Annotated in this window: 17 protein-coding genes, 1 pseudogene and 1 riboswitch; of the genes and pseudogenes, 6 read left to right on the top strand and 12 right to left on the bottom strand. The window is 35.9% G+C overall.

Features of this window, described 5'->3' with window-relative positions:
* Positions 1-132 precede the first annotated feature (132 nt).
* Positions 133-300, bottom strand: a riboswitch (M-box (ykoK) riboswitch).
* An 81-nt stretch (positions 301-381) separates the two neighbouring features.
* The 4 genes from IGM04_RS05920 to IGM04_RS05905 all read right to left on the bottom strand — a co-directional run bounded on the left by IGM04_RS05920 (position 382) and on the right by IGM04_RS05905 (position 6167).
* Complete coding sequence (locus tag IGM04_RS05920) at positions 382-963, bottom strand: TMEM175 family protein (protein WP_002392546.1); 582 nt, start codon at positions 961-963, stop codon at positions 382-384.
* Between the two features lie 169 nt (positions 964-1132).
* Positions 1133-2746 carry a glycoside hydrolase family 13 protein gene (locus IGM04_RS05915; protein WP_010828757.1) on the bottom strand — a complete coding sequence of 538 codons (1614 nt, stop codon included), beginning with the start codon at positions 2744-2746 and terminating at the stop codon, positions 1133-1135.
* 1 nt (position 2747) lies between these two features.
* On the bottom strand, positions 2748-4373 hold the full coding sequence (locus IGM04_RS05910; RefSeq protein WP_086317842.1) for a glycoside hydrolase family 13 protein: 1626 nt from the start codon (positions 4371-4373) through the stop codon (positions 2748-2750).
* Between the two features lie 27 nt (positions 4374-4400).
* Positions 4401-6167 (bottom strand): glycoside hydrolase family 13 protein, encoded by a 1767-nt coding sequence (locus IGM04_RS05905; protein ID WP_086317841.1) that lies wholly within the window; start codon positions 6165-6167, stop codon positions 4401-4403.
* 259 nt (positions 6168-6426) lie between these two features.
* Here IGM04_RS05905 and IGM04_RS05900 point away from each other — a divergent pair, with 259 nt between their 5' ends.
* The 3 genes from IGM04_RS05900 (at position 6427) to IGM04_RS05890 (ending at position 9973) form a co-directional block, all read left to right on the top strand.
* Positions 6427-7677: an extracellular solute-binding protein gene (locus tag IGM04_RS05900; protein ID WP_002395113.1), complete on the top strand. Its 1251-nt coding sequence runs from the start codon at positions 6427-6429 to the stop codon at positions 7675-7677.
* An 85-nt stretch (positions 7678-7762) separates the two neighbouring features.
* Positions 7763-9106, top strand: coding sequence for a carbohydrate ABC transporter permease (locus IGM04_RS05895; protein WP_002357775.1), 1344 nt, complete (start codon positions 7763-7765; stop codon positions 9104-9106).
* Positions 9107-9109: 3 nt separating this feature from the next.
* On the top strand, positions 9110-9973 hold the full coding sequence (locus IGM04_RS05890; RefSeq protein ID WP_002360454.1) for a sugar ABC transporter permease: 864 nt from the start codon (positions 9110-9112) through the stop codon (positions 9971-9973).
* 81 nt (positions 9974-10054) lie between these two features.
* Here the strand turns inward: IGM04_RS05890 and IGM04_RS05885 are convergent.
* Both IGM04_RS05885 and IGM04_RS05880 read right to left on the bottom strand, forming a co-directional pair.
* Positions 10055-11457: pseudogene (locus tag IGM04_RS05885) on the bottom strand (IS3 family transposase).
* A gap of 69 nt (positions 11458-11526) precedes the next feature.
* Positions 11527-12036 (bottom strand): MarR family winged helix-turn-helix transcriptional regulator, encoded by a 510-nt coding sequence (locus IGM04_RS05880; protein WP_002365578.1) that lies wholly within the window; start codon positions 12034-12036, stop codon positions 11527-11529.
* 124 nt (positions 12037-12160) lie between these two features.
* Here IGM04_RS05880 and IGM04_RS05875 point away from each other — a divergent pair, with 124 nt between their 5' ends.
* The 3 genes from IGM04_RS05875 to IGM04_RS05865 all read left to right on the top strand — a co-directional run bounded on the left by IGM04_RS05875 (position 12161) and on the right by IGM04_RS05865 (position 15777).
* Positions 12161-14500 (top strand): ABC transporter ATP-binding protein/permease, encoded by a 2340-nt coding sequence (locus IGM04_RS05875; protein ID WP_086317840.1) that lies wholly within the window; start codon positions 12161-12163, stop codon positions 14498-14500.
* A 118-nt stretch (positions 14501-14618) separates the two neighbouring features.
* Positions 14619-15119, top strand: coding sequence for a plasmid sex pheromone cAM373 precursor (camE, locus tag IGM04_RS05870; RefSeq protein WP_086317839.1), 501 nt, complete (start codon positions 14619-14621; stop codon positions 15117-15119).
* A gap of 196 nt (positions 15120-15315) precedes the next feature.
* Positions 15316-15777, top strand: a complete 462-nt coding sequence (locus IGM04_RS05865) for a hypothetical protein (protein WP_002373132.1) — start codon at positions 15316-15318, stop codon at positions 15775-15777.
* 42 nt (positions 15778-15819) lie between these two features.
* Here IGM04_RS05865 and trxB read toward each other — a convergent pair whose 3' ends face one another.
* The 6 genes from trxB to IGM04_RS05835 all read right to left on the bottom strand — a co-directional run bounded on the left by trxB (position 15820) and on the right by IGM04_RS05835 (position 21476).
* Positions 15820-16734: a thioredoxin-disulfide reductase gene (gene trxB, locus IGM04_RS05860; protein WP_002357780.1), complete on the bottom strand. Its 915-nt coding sequence runs from the start codon at positions 16732-16734 to the stop codon at positions 15820-15822.
* A gap of 442 nt (positions 16735-17176) precedes the next feature.
* Positions 17177-18913, bottom strand: coding sequence for a hypothetical protein (locus IGM04_RS05855; RefSeq protein ID WP_438756750.1), 1737 nt, complete (start codon positions 18911-18913; stop codon positions 17177-17179).
* 176 nt (positions 18914-19089) lie between these two features.
* Entirely contained in the window at positions 19090-19422 is a 333-nt protein-coding gene (locus IGM04_RS05850; protein ID WP_010824596.1) for a DUF4176 domain-containing protein, read from the bottom strand.
* On the bottom strand, positions 19415-20311 hold the full coding sequence (locus IGM04_RS05845) for a hypothetical protein (protein ID WP_086317972.1): 897 nt from the start codon (positions 20309-20311) through the stop codon (positions 19415-19417). The genes IGM04_RS05850 and IGM04_RS05845 overlap by 8 nt, the downstream gene beginning before the upstream one ends.
* Entirely contained in the window at positions 20311-20589 is a 279-nt protein-coding gene (locus IGM04_RS05840) for a hypothetical protein (protein WP_086317837.1), read from the bottom strand. Before IGM04_RS05840 ends, IGM04_RS05845 begins: the two co-directional genes overlap by 1 nt.
* On the bottom strand, positions 20586-21476 hold the full coding sequence (locus tag IGM04_RS05835; RefSeq protein ID WP_086317836.1) for a hypothetical protein: 891 nt from the start codon (positions 21474-21476) through the stop codon (positions 20586-20588). The genes IGM04_RS05840 and IGM04_RS05835 overlap by 4 nt, the downstream gene beginning before the upstream one ends.
* Positions 21477-21478: the final 2 nt, after the last annotated feature.

Here is a 21478-nt window from a genome sequence, read left to right as displayed (position 1 = left end):
TTCCAGGGTCTTCCATGACAGTCATCCTTTCTTTTTCTTATTTATACTTCCAGTGAATAATTGCTTTTTTGCCAAACACACAAAAAAGGACCTACTCAACAATAGAGTACGTCCCAAAATACCATCTTTAAATAAGATTCTCTATCGTTGAGCTTTAGCACTATAGGGCGTAGATAACATGTATCAGCTACATTATGAATAACCTTCACGATTATTCCTGTTCAACCAACTAAGGGTCTCTCGATCCTTTCGCGGCAGCAGCATTTGTCCAAATAGGAGCCTCACCTAACAATTATTCAGTTTTTATCCACTTCTTATAATAGAGGAGTTTGACATTCTTGTCAAAAGATTTATGACTTTTTTGTTATAAATAAAAAATAACTACTTTAAAATTTCCTTTATTTCTGCTTTTCGCTCAGGAATAAACCACATGACTAAAACAATCGTATCAATAATCAGGACAGCGATTGGCGCTACTAGTTTGCCTACAATCAACGCAATAATATTCAACACAATCGAAAGCGTTAATTTTGGATAGTGGCCAAACAAACGTTGTACTTCGGATTTGGGCCCATTTGCCTGAATCAATGCCCGCACCACTAGATAATAAGCAACATCAGCTCCTAATACTACTAAGCCATACAAAGCTTGTGGCGGCCAAGAAAACGGATGTTCACCTACCCAACCAGTAACAAACGGGAAAAACGTCAACGTCAAAATTAATAAATTATTCATCCAAAGGACACGTCCATCAATTTTACGGACACTTTGAAATAAATGATGATGATTGTTCCAATAAATCAATAAAGTAACAAAACTAATTAAATAAATAATGATTTTGTGTCCAGATTGAGTCAGAGCAGACCAATCTGCTTTTTCAGGAATTTTTAATTCTAAAATTAATAACGTTAAAATAATCGCAATGACTGCATCTGTAAATGCTTCTACACGTGTTTTCGGCATCATTTCCCCCTACTTTCATAAAATTAAATAACTTACCCAAAGTAAGTATAACGCATTTCTGTAAAAATTCAATTATTTATGAAGTCTCTCGGTTGTTGAAGTTCCTAAAAACGAGTGCAAGAGTCCTACTTAAAAGTAAGCCTCTTGCACTCATTATAGAACAAATCAGTTATTGGAAGACCCCTGCCTGATAAGGTGCTAACCGCATCCGTTTCTCCACTGTAAACTCTTGGTTTCCTAACAATTGTTGCCACTTTCTGCCTAGTAATTTATTCGGCAAGTCAAATTGGCACTTTTCTCCACTTAAATTGACAATCACTAACGCTGTTGCCTCAGTTGTTTTTCTTAAAAAAGCAAAAACAGACGGATGATTGGGCGCTAATAGTTCAAACTGTCCATCTGTAAAGACTGGATTTTCTTTCCGCAACGCAATTAACTTTTTATAATAATTCAACACGGATTGCGCATCCGTTTCTTGGTCAGCCACATTTATTTCTTTGAAATTGGGATGAATTGCTAACCACGGATGCCCCGAGGTGAATGAACTTGCCTCTTGATTCGTCCACTGCATAGGCGTACGCGAATGGTCCCGCGTCCAATGCGCCACTTCTTTTAATGCTTGTTTCGCATCGTAGCCATTTTCTATAAGCAAACGATAATGGTTATGGGAATCTTTAGCATCTAACTCGTCAATCTGTTGAAACGGATAATTAACCATGCCGATTTCCTGTCCTTGATAAATAAACGGCGTTCCTCGCAAGAGCAAGGCGATTGTTCCAATCGCCTTAGCAGAATGAGAGGTTTCATTGCCTAAAATTGAATTGATTCTGGGATTATCATGATTTTCTACATATAATGCATTCCAGCCTTCTGTCCCTAAATGCTTTTGCCAGCGAGCCATTACTTTTTTATAGCCTAAAATATTTAACCGTTCTTCTCCTGGCTTCCCTTCTCGAACATTGTGCTCTAATTCAAAAATCATATTCAGATAGCCCGCATCATTGGTCCATTCCACCGCTTTTTTACTTGAAACGCCACTAGCTTCCCCCACTGTCATGATGTCATACTCAGCAAAAATAGCTTTCAAATCCAACATATAGTCTTCAATGCCTTTTACATTCATAAAGGGAGCCCATGGATTCGTGGTAATCTTAAAATTCCAAGGTTCTTTTTGGATATGACTAATCGCATCTAATCGGAAACCATCAATTCCCAAATCTAACCACCAGCGAATCATCGCATAAATCTCTTCACGAACTTTAGGATTTTTCCAGTTCAAATCAGGTTGCTCTTTTGCAAACACATGAAAATATGCTTGCTTTGTATCCTCGTCATACGTCCAAGTCGAGCCACCAAAAAAGCTTTGCCATTCATTCGGCATACGTTCTGGTGTCGCATCGGCCCATAAATAATACTCACGATACGGATTATCTAAACTTTTTTTTGCTTCAACAAACCACGGATGTTGATCACTTGTATGATTGACCACTAAATCAAGAATAATCTTCAAACCTAATTGATGCGCTTGGTCCAAAAGTTCTTGAAAATCTTCCATCGTACCAAATTCTGGCTGAATCCCTTGATAATCCGCAATATCATAACCATTGTCAACGTTCGGCGAAGTGTAAATCGGATTTAACCATAAAAAATCGACCCCTAGTTCTTTTAAATACGGTAATTTCTCAATAATTCCCTGCAAATCACCAATGCCATCCCCGTTGCTATCTTTAAAACTCCGAGGATAAATTTGATAACCGACAGCATTTTTCCACCATTGGTCCATCTTATTGACTCACTTTCACAACAAATGCTTGCCAAGGCGCTAACGAATAGTCTGCTAAAGCAGTGACATCTGTCGGCATATTTTCAATCATTACTTGTTCTACAGAAACATCTGCAGAAAATGGCTGAACTTTGTCAGAAAAGTTCGTTACAACAAGCCAGCGTTCCTCACTATAGGTACGATAAAAACTGATCACTTCCTCCACTGTTTCCAGCAATTCAAAGTTGCCCCAAACAATTAAAGGATGTTCTTTTCTCAAACGAATCATTTCTTGGTACGTATAGAATAGTGAATTTTTATCTGCCAAAGCAGCAGCGACGTTAATCGTTTGATAATTGGGATTAACATCAATCCAAGGTGTACCAGTCGTAAAGCCCGCATTTTTTTCAGCGGTCCACTGCATAGGCCGGCGTGCATTGTCGCGACCTTTAGTATTAATTTTCAGCAAAATTTCTTCTTTAGAATATCCTTTTTCTAGATACTCATGGTACATGTTAATCGTTTCGATGTCCCGCGCTTCACGAATATCTGTAATCGGCGTATTGGTCATACCAATTTCTTCCCCTTGATAAATATAAGGTGTGCCTTTCATCATGTGCAGTAAAATAGCGAATAACTTACTACTTTCCAACCAATATTCCTGATCATTTCCCCAACGTGAAATCATTCTCGGTAAATCATGGTTATTCCAAAACAAAGAATTCCAGCCATCATTTCCTAATTCTGTTTGCCATTTTGCAAAAACCTGTTTCAACTTGGCAACTTCCATTGGCTGAAGGTCCCATTTTTCTTTACCTGGTTGTTGATCCAAGCTCATATGTTCAAACTGAAAAATCATAGATAATTCATGACGCTCTGGACTAGAGTACATTTTTGCAATCTCAGGTGTGGCCCCCCATGTTTCACCTACAGTTAACAGCTCTTTGCCGCCAAATGTCGCGGCGTTCATTTCTTGTAAATAACGATGTAAATGAGGCCCATTCGCGGTGATCTCTTCTCCTGGAATTTTACCCACTAAGTCAATTACATCTAAACGGAAACCGCCAATTCCTTTATCAATCCAAAAATTCATCATCTCGTAAACCGACTGACGCATTTGTTGGTTTTCCCAATTTAAATCTGGTTGTTTTTTACTAAACAAATGCAAATAGTATTGCCCACTCGCTTCATCAAACGTCCACGCCGAACCCGAAAAGGCAGATTTCAATCGGTTAGGCACACCGCCATCTGAAGCAGGATCAGCCCATACATAATAGTCTCGGTAGGGGTTCTCCTTGCTTTTTTTCGCTTCAATAAACCAACGATGTTCATCTGAGGTATGGTTAACCACTAAGTCCATAATAATTTCAATCTTTCGCTTTTTCGCTTCCTCAATTAGACGATCCATATCCGCCATCGTCCCAAACTCTGTCATAATCGCTTCATAATCAGAAATGTCATAACCATTGTCATCATTGGGTGATTGATAAACTGGTGATAACCAAATAGCCCCAATGCCTAACGTTTCCAAATAATCCAATTTTTCAATAATTCCTGGTAAATCTCCAATGCCATCTCCATTGCTATCCTTAAAACTGCGAGGATAAATCTGATAAACCACGACTTCTTGCCACCAATGTTTTTCCATTCTTCTTCACATTCCTTTGCTTAATTATTATGCTTGATATAAAAGAAAACCTTTTGGTAAAACCATTATCTGTTCTGAAGCAGTTTCGATAGAAGAACTTAGCAAAACTTCTCGATCAGTTCTATCAACAAATTGTGTCTCTTGGCCAGTATTAAAAATCCCATAGATCGTTTGTTCCTCCAAACGACAAGCGAGTCTAATCAACCCCGTTTCAAAAGAAGTTCCTGTCCAATCGATTGTTCCACCAGAAAAAACAGCCGCATACTTTTTGCGAAGGGCAATCAATGATTTTACAAATTCCTTCAAATCCAAATCTTGCTGATTTTCCTCCCAAACCATACAACGACGACAATCAGGATCCATATCACCTGTCATACCAATTTCATCACCATAGTAAAGACAAGGGACGCCTGGTTGAATATACGTAAACGCTAATACTTGGCGCATCAACTCTTTATCCTCTTTCGTTTCATGCAATAAGCGTGGTGTATCGTGGGAATCTAAAACATTAAACTGCATTTGATTCGTTTGTTGTCGATAGAGCATTAACTGGTTGTTCATTTCAGAAAGCATCTTTTCCAAGGACAGTTCTTGCTTGACAAAGTAGCCCATAATCGCATCTGTGTATGCATAATTCATCACTGCATGAAATTCGTCTCCTTGGAGCCAGCTTTGCGACGAGTGCCAAATTTCTCCTAAAATATAAAAATCTTTTTTTGCGTCATCACATGTTTGCCGGAATTTTTTCCAGAACGCATGATCCACTTCGTTTGCCACATCTAAACGCCAGGCGTCAATATCATATTCCTCAATCCAATAACGAGCAATTTCTAAAAGATAGGCTTGCACCTCTGGATTTGCTGTATTTAATTTAGGCATATGCGGAGTGAATGCAAAAGTATCATAAGTAATGTTGCTTGCTTCTTCAAAATCAGCACTTTCTTCATAGCTAGCTGGAAACTCATTTACGTGGAACCAATCGGCATAAATTGAGTCCTGGCCATTTTTTAACACATCTTGCCATTGAGGCGAAGCGTCCCCCATATGATTAAAAACGGCGTCCAACATAATCTTAATGCCCCGTCGATGACACTCTTCGACTAAACGCTTAAAGGTAGCGCCATCACCAAAAGCTGGGGCAATTTTTAAATAATCAATCGTATCATATTTGTGATTAGAAAACGCTTCAAAAATTGGGCAAAAATATAAGCCGTTAACACCTAAATCTTCAATGTAATCAAGATGATCTAGCACCCCTTGCAAATCCCCACCAAAAAAATCTTGTCGATCTGGTCTTTTAGATCCCCACGGCAACGTCCCTTCAGGATCATTGGCGGGATCACCATTTGCAAAACGCTCTGGAAATATTTGATACCAAACCGTTTCTTTGACCCATTCAGGTGCTTTAAAACGATCGATTTCATGAAAATACGGCATCCGAAAATAATTATTCGCCATCGCTAAATACTTTTCTTCTAAAGGATAAATGCCGTGTTCGCCATAAAACGCCGTCAAGCCATCCGTCCCTACTAAAGTAAAAGCATATGAAAGGCGTTTAAATTTTGCACTTAATGCAATAAACCAGTAATCATATAACTCCGTAGATACTAACTTCTTCATAGTTAACGACTGTTGGTACCACTTTTCTTTCCCTAAAAGATAAGGATCTCCTTGCACTAATTGGACAGAGGCAATGTCGCCTTTTGCCGTACGCAAACGAATATGCATTGTTTCTTCTGTATAAAGATAAGCAAATTCACTTTCTGGACGATGGTAGATTGCAGCAGTGTTCATTTAATTCTCTCCTTTAATTGTCGCTTTTCGTGTATTTTCTAATACTCGAACACATTTTAGCGCAAACGATTGCATTTGTATACCCTTTTTTATTTTTTTATTTAAAATGCTTAATTAGTGGTATACACCACTTTAAACAAACAGTATGTTATTTATAACAAAAAAACTTTTTTAACTTTCTTGATGAAAAACACTTGATTATTTCCGCAATCGGTTGCATAATAAGACTTGTAAAAAATAATTTTTGGAGGGTTCAAAAATGAAAGCGAATTGGAAAAAGATTTTAATGGGCGGTATCCTTTTAAGTGCTTCCGCGGTTTTACTTACTGCCTGTGGTGGCGCAGAAAAAACGAAAGCTGAAAATGAAAGCGGTTCAGCAAATAAAGCAGCTGGTGACGTAAAATTATGGGTTGATACTGAATATATGGGCGTCTTTAAAAAAGTTGTCGCCGATTTTGAAAAAGAAAACCCCGATATTAAAGTTAACTTAACTGCTGGAAATTCGGCAGATGCTAAAAAAGACATTGCAAAAGATCCTAAAGCTGCCGCAGATGTTTTCATGATGCCGCATGATCAAATTGGTCAAATGGCAGAAGCTGGTCTGATTTACCCTAACACAAAATATGAAAAAGAAGTCAAAGAAAATAATATTGACTCGGCAGTCGCAGGGGTCACTTGGAAAGACAAAGTCTATGCCTACCCTTATGCCGTAGAGTCACAAGTTCTTTATTATAACAAAGATACGTATTCTCCAGAGGAAATCAAAACTTGGAAGTCTTTAACTGAAAAAGGCAAAATCGGTACCAATTTTGGCGAAGATGGCGCAAATTATATCTTCGGTCCTCTATTTATGAGTAACGGCGATTACTTATATGGTGAAAATGGCGAAGATCCAAAAGGTACCAACTTTAACAACCAACAAGGTATAGAAGTATTACAATGGATTGCCGATCAAAAAAATAATCCTGGTGTGATCCAATCAAATACAGAAGCATTGTCTAATCTAGGTTCTGGCAAAACGGATGCCTTCCTTTCTGGTCCTTGGTCTAAAAACGATGTAGAAAAAGCTCTTGGCGACAAAATGGGGGCTGCTGCCTATCCAACCATTGATTTTGGCAATGGAGAAAAACAAATGAAAGCTTTCTTGGGCGTTCGTAGTTTTGCTGTCAACCAACAAACACAAGCACCATTGGCCGCAATGACATTAGCAAACTATTTAACAAGTGAAAAATCACAAATGACTTACTTCAAAGAAATCGGTTTTGTCCCTTCAAACAAAAAATTACAAACAAACGAAGAAATTACACAAGATACTGTTGCAAAAGCTATCTTAGAAATGGCGCAACCAACCCACTCTGTGGTAATGCCAAAAATCCCAGAAATCGTTTCATTCTGGCCTGCGATGGATGCAGTGATCAATGATACGTACAAAGGCAATATCAAACCTGCGGATTATCAAGCAAAATTAGATAAATTAGTCCAAGACACATCAAAAGAAGCAAAAGAATAAAAAGAGTAAAGAAATGGGACGAGCTTCAATCTGCTGTCCCATTTCCTCTATCTTTTTTATTTAAGTAGAAAGTGAGTGAACGAAGATGTTCAAGAAAAAGAAAGCCCAGACGTCATTTCGAGAGGTCTTTAAAAAAGGCGACTTCGCTACAAAACTATCTTTTTTAGTTATGGGTGCTGCAAACTTCGCCAACAAGCAGTGGTTAAAGGGAATCATCTTTTTAACAGCTGAAATTGGCTTTATCTATTGGTTAATCCGTAATGGTTTCCATGCATTAATGATGCTAGGAACACTAGGGACCCAACAGCAAGGATTAGTATATGATGATTCTTTAGGGATTGAAGTTCTAAAAGAAGGCGATAATTCAATGCTCTTATTATTATTCGGAATTGCAGCAATTTTAGTCTGTTTATCGCTAATCATTTTATATGTAATCAATTTAAAAAGCGCCCGTCACCTATATGAATTAAAGACAGCCGGCAAAAAAATTCCAACAACTATGGATGATTTACGTAGCTTGTTAAACGAACGTTTCCATGCAACTTTAATGACGATCCCCTTACTAGGCGTTCTTTTCTTTACCATCTTGCCGTTGTTATATATGATTTCAATTGCCTTTACCAACTACGACCATAACCATTTGCCACCGAAAAACCTTTTTACTTGGGTTGGATTGGCAAATCTAGGCAATGTAATCACAGGCGATATGGCTTCAACGTTCTTTCCAGTACTTGGCTGGACCTTGATTTGGGCTGTTTTTGCAACCGCAACTTGTTTCTTTTTTGGAATCATTTTAGCCTTGCTTATCAATACAAAAGGCTTAAAATATAAAGCATTTTGGCGGACCATTTTTGTTATCACGATGGCCGTACCTCCGTTTGTTTCACTTTTAATTATGCGAAACCTCTTAAATGGTTCCGGACCTATCAATGCTCTGTTGTTAAACTGGGGCTTAATCGATTCTTCTATCCCCTTCTTAACAGATCCGAATTGGGCAAAATTAACCATTATTGTTGTCAATATGTGGATTGGTATTCCTGCTACGATGTTAATCTCTACAGGGATTATCCAAAATCTCCCTGAAGATCAAATCGAAGCTGCTAGAATTGACGGCGCCAATAAATGGCAAATTTTTAAAAGTATTACGTTTCCACAAATTCTATTTGTGATGACCCCGGCGCTAATTCAACAGTTTATTGGCAACATCAATAACTTCAATGTCATTTATCTATTAACAGGTGGCGGGCCAGCCAATTCTAACTTCTACGGTGCAGGCTCAACTGACCTTTTAGTTACCTGGTTATACAAATTGACTGTCGATACAATGGATTACAATTTAGCCTCTGTGATTGGTATTTTAATCTTCATTCTCTCCGCAGTCTTCAGTTTAATTGCCTATACACGGACGAATTCATTTAAGGAGGCGTAACTTATGGCTAAAGCAAAAAGTTACCAGAAAAAACAACGCACTGCACTTACCAGCGTTTACATCATTCTAACCATTTTAGCAGTTTTTTGGATGTTCCCCATTGTGTGGATTATCTTAACAAGTTTTCGTGGCGAAGGCGGTGCATTTGTTCCCTATATCATTCCCAAAACATTCACTTTAGAAAATTATAAAGTATTATTAACAAATCAGACTGGCAACTTCCCCTTTGTCCGTTGGTTTTTGAACACCTTGTTCGTCTCCATCGCAAGCTGTCTGTTATCAACTTTCATTACAATCGCAATGGCTTATGCGCTGTCACGGTTGCGTTTCCGCTTAAGAAAACCATTTTTAAAAGTGGCGCTCGTTTTAAATATGTTCCCTGGTTTTATGAGCATGATTGCCGTTTACTATATTTTAAAAGCCTTAAATTTAACTGAAAGTTTATTCGCTTTAATTCTGGTTTACTCTGCAGGCTCGGCGCTAGGTTTTTACATCGCCAAAGGGTTCTTCGATACCATTCCGATGGCTTTAGACGAATCGGCTATGATTGACGGTGCCAACAAGTGGCAAATTTTCACAAAAATTACGTTGCCATTGTCGAAACCAATTATTGTCTATACTTCTTTAACCGCCTTCATGGGCCCTTGGATGGATTTTATTTTCGCAAAAGTTATTATGGGTGATAAAGTTGAAAATTACACCGTTGCGATTGGTCTCTTTTCGATGATGACCAAATCAACAGCCAATTCACTATTCATGGCTTTTACAGCAGGATGTGTGCTAATTGCCATTCCAATTACTATTTTATTTATATTAATGCAACGTTTCTATGTAGAAGGCGTGACTTCTGGCTCTGTCAAAGGCTAGAAAAAACATCGTTTGGTTTATAGCCATGTAGTGACCCCAAAAAGTTAGACTTTTTATAGAGTGGATTTTTCCACTCTATTTTTATGCAGTTTTTTGATTGAATTGTCGAAATTCTACTGGGCTTTTCCAGTTAAGTTTTTCCTTGATTCGGTGATGATTGTAATAATAAATGTAGTTCTCAATTGCTTCTATCAATTCATTTTGACTTTGATAGATTTTTCCATAGTACACTTCTTGTTTTAGGATACTGAAGAAATTCTCCATGGGAGAATTATCTAAACAGGTTCCTTTTCGAGACATACTTTGAAAGATATTGTTGTCCTTTAATGTTTGTATATAGACATTCATTTGATAAGCCCAGCCTTGATCAGAGTGAAAGGTGCGCCGATAGGGACAATCATTTGTTTGAGAAATTGCTTCTTTCAGACCTTCCATAACTGTTTTACCATTTGGTTGAGTAGAAAGGCTATAGCTTAGAATTTCACTATTATACATATCCATAAATGGATCTAAGTATAGTTTTTTCTGACGAAAGATGCCTGCGTTATCTGCTTCAAAGTACTTAAATTCAGTTGTATCAGTTGTAATTTTTTGATGAGGAACAGAGGTTTTAAATCGGCGACGAATCAAATTTTTAGCGATTTTACCAACGATTCCTTTATAGGAATTATATTTTCTGGATTTCTTAGTAAAAGCTTTGACTTGTAACTTTAACTTTTGTATTAATCGCTGGACTTTCTTTTTATTCACTTGAAATCCACGTCGTTTCAATTCTTGGGTTATCCTTCTATAGCCATAATGTTGATGTTTTTTACGAATCGCTTGAATTTCTTCTTCAATGATTTGTGTTGAAGCTGTTCTGTCGAGGCGTTTTTGCCAGTACATGTAAGTAGATTTTGGAAACCTTAGGGTTTCCAAAATATCTTTTAATCGAAAGTGTCTTCGGAGACTGTGAATGATTCGTGCGATTCGTTCATTTTTTGTTCGTCCTCTAAACGCAGTCTCCTCAATTCTTTTAAATAGGCATTCTCAATTTTTAACATTCTATTTTCTTTTTCTAGTTTCTCTACTTGAAATCGTTCACTTGGTAGTGGTTGGGGTTCATTTCGTTTCTTTTTAGACATGGTAGGTGGACGTCCTTTCTGTTTAGAGAGTCCCTCTATACCAAACTTCTGATACGTTCTAAGCCAATTCGCAATCAATGATGGATTGTTCATTTTTAGAAGATTAGCTGCTTCTTGATAGGACAACTCTGTTGTTAAATATAACTCTATCGCATCTAGCTTAAATTGAACAGAGTAATTCTTATTTTTTCGACTGCGAAGTAGGCCTTCTTCACCAAGTTCTTTATAGGCATTTATCCATTTGCTTATTTGAGAACTATCTTTAAACCCATACTTCTTTGCGAGAAACCTTAGACCTCCTTGACCAGATAAGTAGTCATGAACAAGTTTAAGTTTAAATTCAAAACTGTATTTTGCCATACAAAAAAACCTCCAAAAGTTAGATTTCTAGGTCTAACTTTTGGGGGTCGGCTCACCAAACGATGTTTTTTATTTTTTGGCGTTGTTTTCCTTACACGTTTTTCTTCGTAGCGCTTGATAATTGGACAAAATTTTCATGACCGCCAAAAAGTGTTGATTGACTTCTTGATAATCCTCTAACGAAAGAACACTAAGTGTTTCAGATAGTTGCTGTTTTACTTGATTTTCTTTTTGCTTAAAGAGCTTCTCGCCTTCTTTTGTCGTATAAACATTAACCACGCGGCGATTTTCCTGATTATGGCGACGTTGAACAATCGCTCGTTCTTCTAACCCCGCAATAGAGCGACTCACTTGAACTTTCGACGTTCCTACTTGGTTGGCTAACTCTGTCATACTGATTCCTTCATTCGTTGCCACAATTAATAAAATTAACATGTCTAACTTTGTTAATTTTAGATCCTCCAAGTCTAGGTCTTTAAAAAGCAATTGGCTCATATATGAAAAAATTTCAGTAAAGACACTAATATCTAAATTTGATGAATGCTTCTCTTTATCCATATGTTCTCCCTCGTTTCCCACCTAGTGTATACTAAATCCACTTGATTATCAAATGGTAATGATTGATTTTTGTTAACTATTATGTTACGTTATACACTAACTTAAGGTTGCGTTGTTGATAAATTGGAAGAAGGATGCGAAAAATATGCTAGAACTCAAAGAGATAAAAAAATATTATACTGTCGGCGGAACGACCACTAAAGCTTTAGATGGCGTCTCTGTCGCTTTTCGAAAACAAGAATTTGTAGCCATTCTGGGTCCCAGCGGCTCTGGTAAAACGACGATGTTGAATGTGATTGGCGGATTGGACAATTACGATTCTGGTGACTTAATCATTAACGGCAAATCAACAAAAAATTTTAAAGAAGCCGACTGGGATGCTTATCGGAATAACTCAATTGGTTTTATTTTTCAAAGTTACAACTTAATTAGTCATCAAGGGATTTTGGATAATGTCGAGCTTGGTATGACACTGAGTGGTATTTCAAAAGCAGAAAGACGCCAAAAAGCCGAAGATGCACTCATCCGTGTCGGTTTGAAGGACCATATCCATAAAAAACCTTCCCAATTATCTGGCGGTCAAATGCAACGGGTTGCCATTGCTCGCGCTTTAGCTAATGATCCCGATATTTTACTTTGTGATGAACCAACTGGTGCATTGGATTCAGAAACCAGTCTGCAAATTATGGCACTTATCCAAGAACTTTCGAAAGAAAAATTAGTCATTATGGTGACCCACAATCCTGAATTAGCTCATGAATACGCTGATCGAATTATTGAATTTTCAGATGGCCAAATTCGTCATGACTCGCGTCCTCATATTGAACATGAAAAAAAAGAACCTTTCGAATTGAAACGCACCAAAATGAAATTCACGACTGCGCTGCGTTTATCTTTTAATAATATCCGCACTAAAAAAGGGCGAACTTTTTTAACCGCCTTTGCTTCAAGTATCGGAATTATCAGTATCGCGATTGTCCTTTCTCTTTCAACAGGATTCCAGAAACAAATTGATAAAACTCAGTCGGAAACGTTAGCGCAATTTCCGATTACCATTTCTAAAATAGCGACAGATCAAGATCCAGAAAGTTTCAATAATCAGGACAAAAAAGGCACCTTCCCGAAAGAAAAAGAAGTGACTGCTAAAATTAGCGATGCGGACCGTGCGCAACACACGAATTTAATTGATCAAAAGTTTATTGACTATGTCAATCACATTGATCCTGAATTAAGTAATAATATCGGCTATACTCGTCTAGTCAATATGAACTTATTAAGAGAAATCAACGGGAAAGCACAAGCTGTCAAATTTTCAAACGATGCACCCGACGGCCAATCAAACGCGATGGCTTCTATGATGGCTGCCCAAACTGGCGTCGGCGTTTCTGCTTTTCCTAAACAACTAGAAAATGGAAAAAACAATTTCTTAAAAGACAATTACTCGTTGCTTGAAGGAAATTATCCAGAAAAAGAAACCGATGTCGTTTTAATCGTCGATAGTAACAATACCACCAATATTAATGCTTTAAAAAATCTTGGCTTTGACGTGAAAGATAATCAAAAGATTGCCTTTTCAGACATTGTTGGCACAAAAATGAAATTAGCCAATAATAATGCATTTTACACCAAATTACCGACAGGCAACTTCATTCCTAACCAAGATTTGCAAGCTGTTTACGATAATCCAGAAAATACCGAATTAACAATTTCAGGGATTTTGCGAATTAAAGATTCTTCAACAATGAATCTATTAGCACCTGGAATTGCTTATAGCGATGCACTTTCAACTAATATGATTGCCAAAAACAAAACCTCTGACATTGTTAAAGCGCAAGAAGCCAGCAACACTAACGTTATGACTAACGAAACATTAGATGCTTCCGCGAAAGAAAACCTGTTGTCTTATTTAGGAGCGAACGAAATCCCTTCAAGTATTATGATTTATCCAAACGATTTCAAATCAAAAGATAAAATTCTTGATTATTTAGATGCTTATAACAAAGGAAAAGATAAAAAAGACCAAATCATCTATTCTGATTTAGCTGGAACAATGACCCGCTTAACAGGTGGTTTAATGGATGCCATCACCTATGTGCTGATTGCATTTGCTGGGATTTCCCTTGTTACAAGTATGATTATGATTGGGATTATCACCTATACTTCTGTCATTGAGCGGACCAAAGAAATCGGTATCCTGAAAGCGTTAGGAGCTCGTAAAAAAGATATTACCCGGGTGTTCGATGCCGAAACTGCTATTTTAGGCGTTGCCTCTGGTATTCTTGGTGTTGTGATTGCCTTTCTCGCAACATTTCCGATCAATTCAGTGCTCTATAACCTGACTGATTTAGAAAATGTTGCCACCTTAAATCCAATTCACGGGATTATTTTGATTGTAATTAGCACAATCTTAACCATGATTGGTGGCCATATTCCTGCCCGAATGGCAGCGAAAAAAGATGCGGCAGTTGCTTTACGTGCAGAATAAATAACAAAAAATAATCCTTTAATTTCTCTTAAAGGATTATTTTTTGTTTGTAATTTTTATAAAACCACCGTATACTAAATGATTGTGAATGCTTAATAAAAAGAAACGAGGTAATTTCATGTTAAAAAAAACATTTTTACTATTTTTTTCACTTTTAGGAGCTATTTTTATTTTAGCTAGTTGTGGCATAGGAAAAGATGCTGTCACTGATACTAAGTACAAAGTTAGTTTGCAGCAAGCTGCTGAAATCTATGAAAAAGAAGCTGGCAACAGCAAACCATTAGTAAATGTCCAATTTGATACAGAACCAGCAAGTGACTACAGCTATATCTTTACTAACGAGACAGAAACACTTTACGTGAATCCTGAAACAGGAAAAGTCACCAAAAATACTGAAGCAAATCAACTTGGCGAAAACGAGACAGCCTTTTCAGCTGCTGAAGTCAAAGAATTAGGCGCTGTTAACGACGTTTTAGCCAAAGCAAAAAAAGAAGTTGGAGGACTTTCTCCACGTATTTTGACTTGGAAGTTAACCAAAAATAACAATAAACTTGTTTATACAGTAGATGTTAAAACGACTACGGCAGATGAAAAAGTTACCTTAGATGCCAATAAATAAGCACAAGCGTATAACTTATCACTAAATAACCAAATCTTAAAATACTCTTTGGGACAGAACCTACGCATTCGGAAACCTTAACATTTTCTGAAGCCGATCGTTCTGTCCCAATTTCATTCTTTTAAGTAATAATAATTGTTCGTTACCCCTGCTACCGTTATACTTAGTTTAAAAGAAAAGATGGGAGTATCAATTCATGGTTTATACAGTTGATTTTAAAGAAGTAGCCACTATTGGTTTAGAAAGTTCACCAGTGGCACTTGCCCTTGCTGGACTAAGAGCGAATGAAGCTCGCTATTTTTGGAATAAATACAAACATCGCTTTACGACCGTCCCTGCCTCTGAAGCTCCAGAAACATTGGCCTGGATTGAAAAAATTTTATTGGAACGAGCGTTACATTTCCCTTACAAGCCACTTGAAATTTCTTCTTTCACTTTAGATGGCATAAAAATGGCCTATGTATTTTATGAAAACGGCTTAGCAGTTAACGTGATGTACACATTAGCTGAGGAAGGCAAACGCGCCGTTGGGTTTAAACTTTCAGATGGTATGGCAATCCCTGCAGAATTTGAAGGAAAATTCAAATTTGCTCGTCAAAAATCAAAATTAGCTGGAACCATTCGCGGCTCTTATTTTGTCATTAAAGGAACCTATTAAAAAAATGCTTTTGCCCTTATTATTAAAGGCAAAAGCATTTTTTTATTTTAATTCTTCAATATAGTTAAATACTTGTTGTCCAGCAATACCGCCTTCACCGACCGCTGTCGTGATTTGACGCAATGTTTTTTCACGGACATCACCAATGGCATAAACACCAGGAATTTTTGTTCTCATTTCTTGGTCTGTTTCAATCCAACCAGCCTCATTCGTAATACCAGCTTTCTTAAATGGTTCTGTTAATGGATCTAGCCCCACGTAAATGAACACGCCGTTTGCTTCAATTTCAGAAACTTCATCTGTTTTGACATTCCGTGCTTTCACACCTGTCACAACCATTTCATTGCCAACAATTTCTTCGACAACTGTATCCCAAACAAAGGAAATCTTTTCATTTGCAAAGGCACGATCTTGAATGATTTTTTGCGCACGCAATTCATCACGACGGTGAACAATCACTACTTCAGAAGCAAATTGCGTTAAATAGATTGCTTCTTCAACTGCAGAATCGCCGCCGCCAACGACTACTAAGCGTTTATTTTTAAAGAAAGCACCATCACAAACGGCACAATAAGAAACACCACGGCCAGCAAATTCTTCTTCGCCTTTTACACCCAATTTTCGGTGTTCACAGCCTGTTGCAATAATTACCGCTTTAGCTTCATAAGATTTGTCATCACAAATCACTTCTTTATAGGATCCGTGGTCTTCGATGCCCATCACAATGCCATACGCATTTTCCGTACCAAATTTTTCTACATTTTCATACATTTTATAGGCCAATTCTGGACCCATAATAGAATCAAAGCCTGGGTAATTCTCTACCTCAGCAGTGTTGTTCATTTGCCCACCAGGCGCACCGCGTTCAATCATCAATACAGAAAGATTAGACCGTGATGCATAAAGTGCTGCCGTCATCCCAGCAGGACCGGCACCAATGATAATTACATCATACATTTTATTTCCCCCAAAATTTTAAGTAAGTTTACTTTACTCCTTAAACAATTTCTTGTCTACTTTTCTGCCCTTTTTTGACATTCAGAGTAGGTGTGTCTATTACGTAAGTTATTGTACCACGGTTTTGTGTTTTCTAGGAGGGGGAAGGAAGATTAATTTAGCTATTGTATTTAAACCAGAATTCTTCAATTTTTTCTTTGAATGCTATCGTTGGATAATTCCCTCTTAAATCAAAAGTGTGTCTATCACCATCACTAAATTTTATTTGATAATTATAAATAACCTCCCTTTCCATTTGTCTGAAAAGTCCTACATCAATGAGGTAATTTTGCAAATAAGTTAGCCATTCCGCCTCCTTGTGCCCAATAATTCATCGTTCCAGCAACAGCCCCAACAGGTACGCTATTTTAAGATTTCATTCGTTTTCATTCCCTCTTTCCTTTTATCCTTCGTACCATTCCTTTTTTGAAAATCCATAATCAAGGCGAAATTCCTCTGAATATTTTTTTAACAACATTGATGAAATAAAATTTGGATAAAACATTCGGATAGGTAAAATAATTAATATCAAAAAACATAGAATCCCAACGATTAATTGCCCTAATGCAATTATGGCATTGATTGCATTAGATTCATTACTTTCTATCCAGAATTTATTCATTCTATAAAATTGCATAACTCCTATTATTACAATAATTCCATACGAAGTAGTCTTTTCGATGACTTTACCCACTTTAGGAACCTTTATATCTTTTACAAACAAAGAAAGCTCTTGTTTTATTCTATATTTCATATAGTTATATATTATTAATAATATATAATAACACCCTGCTATAGAAAATACAGTTTGTACTAACATCTGTAAATAAAACTCACTAGTCATTTTTCCAGAATAAGTTAATAACAACAACCAAATGCTACAACATACTATAAAAGAAGCAATACTAAAAACGATTGAACAGCATGAATAATATCTAATTAAATAACTTTTTGAGAAGCTTTTAAAATTTAATCTAAAAAAGTAGATTATAGTAATTAACACAATACTAGTTTCTATTAACGCAAACACAGGATTAAATAAATCTTTACTTAAAAAACTTGTAAACATTGCTATCTCTAGCAATATAACAATAATGAAAATACAGTATTTAACAACAATCAATCTGTTGCTAAATACTTGTTTTACATTAATCCCTTGTTTTGCTTTTTCGTAACTAATATTATTTATTTCATTTTCATATCTTTTAACAAAAAATTCATTCATTTTATTTCTCCAATAATTTTTATAATTCGAATCATTATTATAGTTTATATCTGGATTAAAACTTTTACTACCACTTTCTGGTTGCACACCATGTCTGTAATTTTTGTCTGTTGTTCGAGCTGTTGGATTACCATAACTTTCATATTGCTTATCTAACCAGCTACGTTTTTCAGCATTAGAATTCCAACCAAGAGTTTCTCTCCCTCCAAGTACTAATTTAGGCAAGTTATTAATTATTTTATATTTGCTATAGAAATAAACTGTATTGAGTGTCCCAGCCAAAGCCCCAACAGGTCCCCCATATTGTGCTCCTTCTAGTGGTCCTGCATTCCATAAGAATAAGTTTATTCCTCCATAAATAACCTTACTTTCATCTCCATATGCTGGACTTTTTGGATTAGTGTATTCTTCATAGGCATAGGAAAGGAAGGTTAAACCATCTCCTATATATAATAGTCCTTCTTTCAGTACGGGATGTGCTTTTAAAAAATCAGAAACAGCTTTCAATTTTTTAAACTCAGCTAAACCTACTTTGGAACCTGCAATGATTCGTGAACCTAATGAGCTTTTTGACAAAACACCCGTCAAGTGGCTCATTGGTGCTAAAACTTCCCAACCCTTTTCACTTAATTTAAATAATATCCCATATAATTGAGCTTGTTTATCTAGCGGCAACTTTTCTGCTAAAATAGCCAGCTCCGAACTTCTTAAAACCTTCAGCGCTTTTTCTTTAGGCCAATCATTCACATTTTCTTGAAAAATAAATATTTCTAATGCTGCCATTTTCAGTTTCTCTGGTACTTTATCTGAATCCAAGGCAGTAATAATATAGTTAAACAATCGTTTATCTTTTTTGACTTTTTCGATAGCCGCCGCTGGATTCTTCTTAAATAAGTCATTAATCATTTTTGCCATATTTTGTTGATTTTTCTTTGCTTATTCTAAACTTTCAATCCCTTGAATTTTTGTAAACCATTCTTTACTGGTTCCTTCTGACAATGTATAACTACTTGTTTTTGTGTATGTACTTCTAAAAGGAGAAAAAATCTTCTCCTTTTAGAAAATCATTGCTATTTTTTATCTGTAAATAACTAAAAACCAAAAATCTCGCTTTCTTGATTTTCTTCCTTTCTGGATTTATCTAAATCACTTTTCCATTCAAGATAAACCTCTAAAAAGCGCGTTTCTTCTTCATCTGAAAATCCTTTAAAAATTACTTTATCAATATTTTCGTGATTAAAGAAAATAGTTGTTTCAGGATTTAAACCCGTTGGATATAGTACCGCCATATAATCTGCAAACGTATCTTTATCCGTCGCTTGATCTGTGTATACAACACCTCGACCTACTACTACTAATTTCTGTAGCCCTTCTTCTAACAATACAATACTTCCCAATGGCAATAGCTCTTTATTTTCAATCATTTCCGCTCTCCTCTTTCTTCGTACCTTTAATATGTTTGTTAAAATACTTTTCTCCATACCACTCTAATTGCGTTTTACCTTCCCATTTTCGATATTCCTCTGGATATTTATATTTGTAGTAGCCGTGTAGTAGGTAAGGAAAGAATAGATAAGCTTCTGCTGCGATAAATCCTATATCTAAAATTACCCACATACCTGCCATTCCAATGAAACCAACTACATCCGTCCGAGGGGTACCGTTACTAGGAAAAAATATTTTCCAACCGGCCCATACAATAATTACAATCCAAGCATATTTTAGTATTATTTGTAAAGTCTTTTCTATAAACGGATCTATTGTATTTTTATTTTTTCTCATATCAAGTAACGATACGTTTAAAAATGTTATCTTTTTTTTAAAAATAACAACACCTACTATAAAAACTCCTATTAATAATACTATTGTCCCTAATACTGTTAAAGGTTTTAAAAACGCTGTAATAAACATAAGGTTAATTTCTACTATCAACCATAAAGTAAAGTTATTAACAGAACACATTGTAACAAAAACAGCCACACTTTTATTCCCATCATTTTTTAATTTCATATATATCCAACAAACTATATAGCTCCCAAAAAATAACCAAAAAATAGGCTTTGACAAAAAATTTATATCTGCTTTTGGTACGAAGCTATCGCTATCTGGGTTGTTTATTATATATTGAGTGAGTAAAACTAAACCATACTGAATCAATATGAAAATTATGGATAATGCAAATAATAAATATCTTTTTTCTCCATTATATAACGATCTCTTTTCAGTATCCTTTATCATATACATAACTAGTTGATCGTCTAATAAGTTTAAGCTTTGTTCAAAGGTCACATTAAATAATTTTTTCACACGCATCACCAACTGAAGCTAATCTTTGGTACTTTGACAGAAGATAGCGCCTTTCCTATTGATTTCCCTACTTGTTGAACACTTTTATAAACTTGTTTGACTGTATCAAAACTTTGTTCAACCGATTTTCCTATATTTTTAGAAACATCTCCCACTGCTTTCGTAGTCTTATCATAGAGTTTATATGCACCATCTTTAATATCGTCATATAAATTAGGCTTCCAAAATTGTACCAATTTATTAAGTCCCCCTAAAGCTCCACCTATCTGAGTTCCTATCGTCATTCCTTCTCCTCTTTCTTCATACCTTTAATATGTTTGTTAAAATACTTTTCTCCATACCACTCCAATTGCGTTTTATCTTCCCATTTTCTATATTCCTCTGGATATTTATATTTGTAGTAGCCGTGTAATAAGTAAGGAAAGAATAGATAAGCTTCTACCACAATAAACCCTACATCTATCGCTATCCACATACTTACTATTCCAATGGAACCCACAATATCTGTTCGTACCTCATTACCACTAGAAAAAATCAGTTTCCGTAACATAACTATAATTACAACTATCCAGCCATATTTCATTATTAGTTTTAGTATCTTTTCCACTATTTCATCAATTTTTTCTTTCTTTGCTTCTGTTTCATATAGCATTTTTTCTACCGATTTCTTTTTACTTCTAAAGATGATATATCCTAATAATCCTAGCAACCCTGATATACCAATCATTCCTATTATTGTTAGCATTTTAAAAAACACTGTTGCGAACAAAAGATTCATTTCTATAAATAACCAAATTATATACAGATTTAGATTAAACTGACCTCGTATTCTTGAAAAGTAGTATTCACCTCGATCTCTAAAAACTATTACTAAAACGACCCATATAAAAAATAGAAAATAGAATAACCACATTGGTAAAAAATTAATCTCTGGTTTAGGAAATGAATTCTCCCAAAATTTTCCTTCACTAGCTTCTGTAGAGACAAAAGCTAGCAAAAAATTAAGTCCTACTAAAAAGAAAAGTAAGAAAATCCCTATTAACCTAGCAAATATTTTTCTTCCACCTTCTGGATCAGGTAATCTATTCACATCTTTATTCATAAAAATAATGAAAGGGTCATCCAACAAATTTAAACTTTGTTCAAATGATGCAGTAAACAACTTTTTCATAT

The sequence above is a fragment of the Enterococcus sp. DIV2385 genome (assembly GCF_051711925.1).
GTDB lineage: Bacteria > Bacillota > Bacilli > Lactobacillales > Enterococcaceae > Enterococcus > Enterococcus faecalis.
The sequence above is the reverse complement of the archived record's forward strand: the minus strand, read 5'-3'. Positions and strand labels throughout refer to the sequence as shown.

Coding starts and splice junctions, on each gene's coding strand:
- IGM04_RS05875 (WP_086317840.1), top strand. CDS start 12,161: ATGCTAGAACTCAAAGAGATAAAAAAATATTATACTGTCGGCGGAACG.
- trxB (WP_002357780.1), bottom strand. CDS start 16,734: ATGTATGATGTAATTATCATTGGTGCCGGTCCTGCTGGGATGACGGCA.
- IGM04_RS05905 (WP_086317841.1), bottom strand. CDS start 6,167: ATGAACACTGCTGCAATCTACCATCGTCCAGAAAGTGAATTTGCTTAT.
- camE (WP_086317839.1), top strand. CDS start 14,619: ATGTTAAAAAAAACATTTTTACTATTTTTTTCACTTTTAGGAGCTATT.
- IGM04_RS05920 (WP_002392546.1), bottom strand. CDS start 963: ATGCCGAAAACACGTGTAGAAGCATTTACAGATGCAGTCATTGCGATT.
- IGM04_RS05865 (WP_002373132.1), top strand. CDS start 15,316: ATGGTTTATACAGTTGATTTTAAAGAAGTAGCCACTATTGGTTTAGAA.
- IGM04_RS05895 (WP_002357775.1), top strand. CDS start 7,763: ATGTTCAAGAAAAAGAAAGCCCAGACGTCATTTCGAGAGGTCTTTAAA.
- IGM04_RS05840 (WP_086317837.1), bottom strand. CDS start 20,589: ATGACGATAGGAACTCAGATAGGTGGAGCTTTAGGGGGACTTAATAAA.
- IGM04_RS05890 (WP_002360454.1), top strand. CDS start 9,110: ATGGCTAAAGCAAAAAGTTACCAGAAAAAACAACGCACTGCACTTACC.
- IGM04_RS05900 (WP_002395113.1), top strand. CDS start 6,427: ATGAAAGCGAATTGGAAAAAGATTTTAATGGGCGGTATCCTTTTAAGT.
- IGM04_RS05850 (WP_010824596.1), bottom strand. CDS start 19,422: ATGATTGAAAATAAAGAGCTATTGCCATTGGGAAGTATTGTATTGTTA.
- IGM04_RS05835 (WP_086317836.1), bottom strand. CDS start 21,476: ATGAAAAAGTTGTTTACTGCATCATTTGAACAAAGTTTAAATTTGTTG.
- IGM04_RS05855 (WP_438756750.1), bottom strand. CDS start 18,913: ATGGCAAAAATGATTAATGACTTATTTAAGAAGAATCCAGCGGCGGCT.
- IGM04_RS05845 (WP_086317972.1), bottom strand. CDS start 20,311: ATGCGTGTGAAAAAATTATTTAATGTGACCTTTGAACAAAGCTTAAAC.
- IGM04_RS05910 (WP_086317842.1), bottom strand. CDS start 4,373: ATGGAAAAACATTGGTGGCAAGAAGTCGTGGTTTATCAGATTTATCCT.
- IGM04_RS05915 (WP_010828757.1), bottom strand. CDS start 2,746: ATGGACCAATGGTGGAAAAATGCTGTCGGTTATCAAATTTATCCTCGG.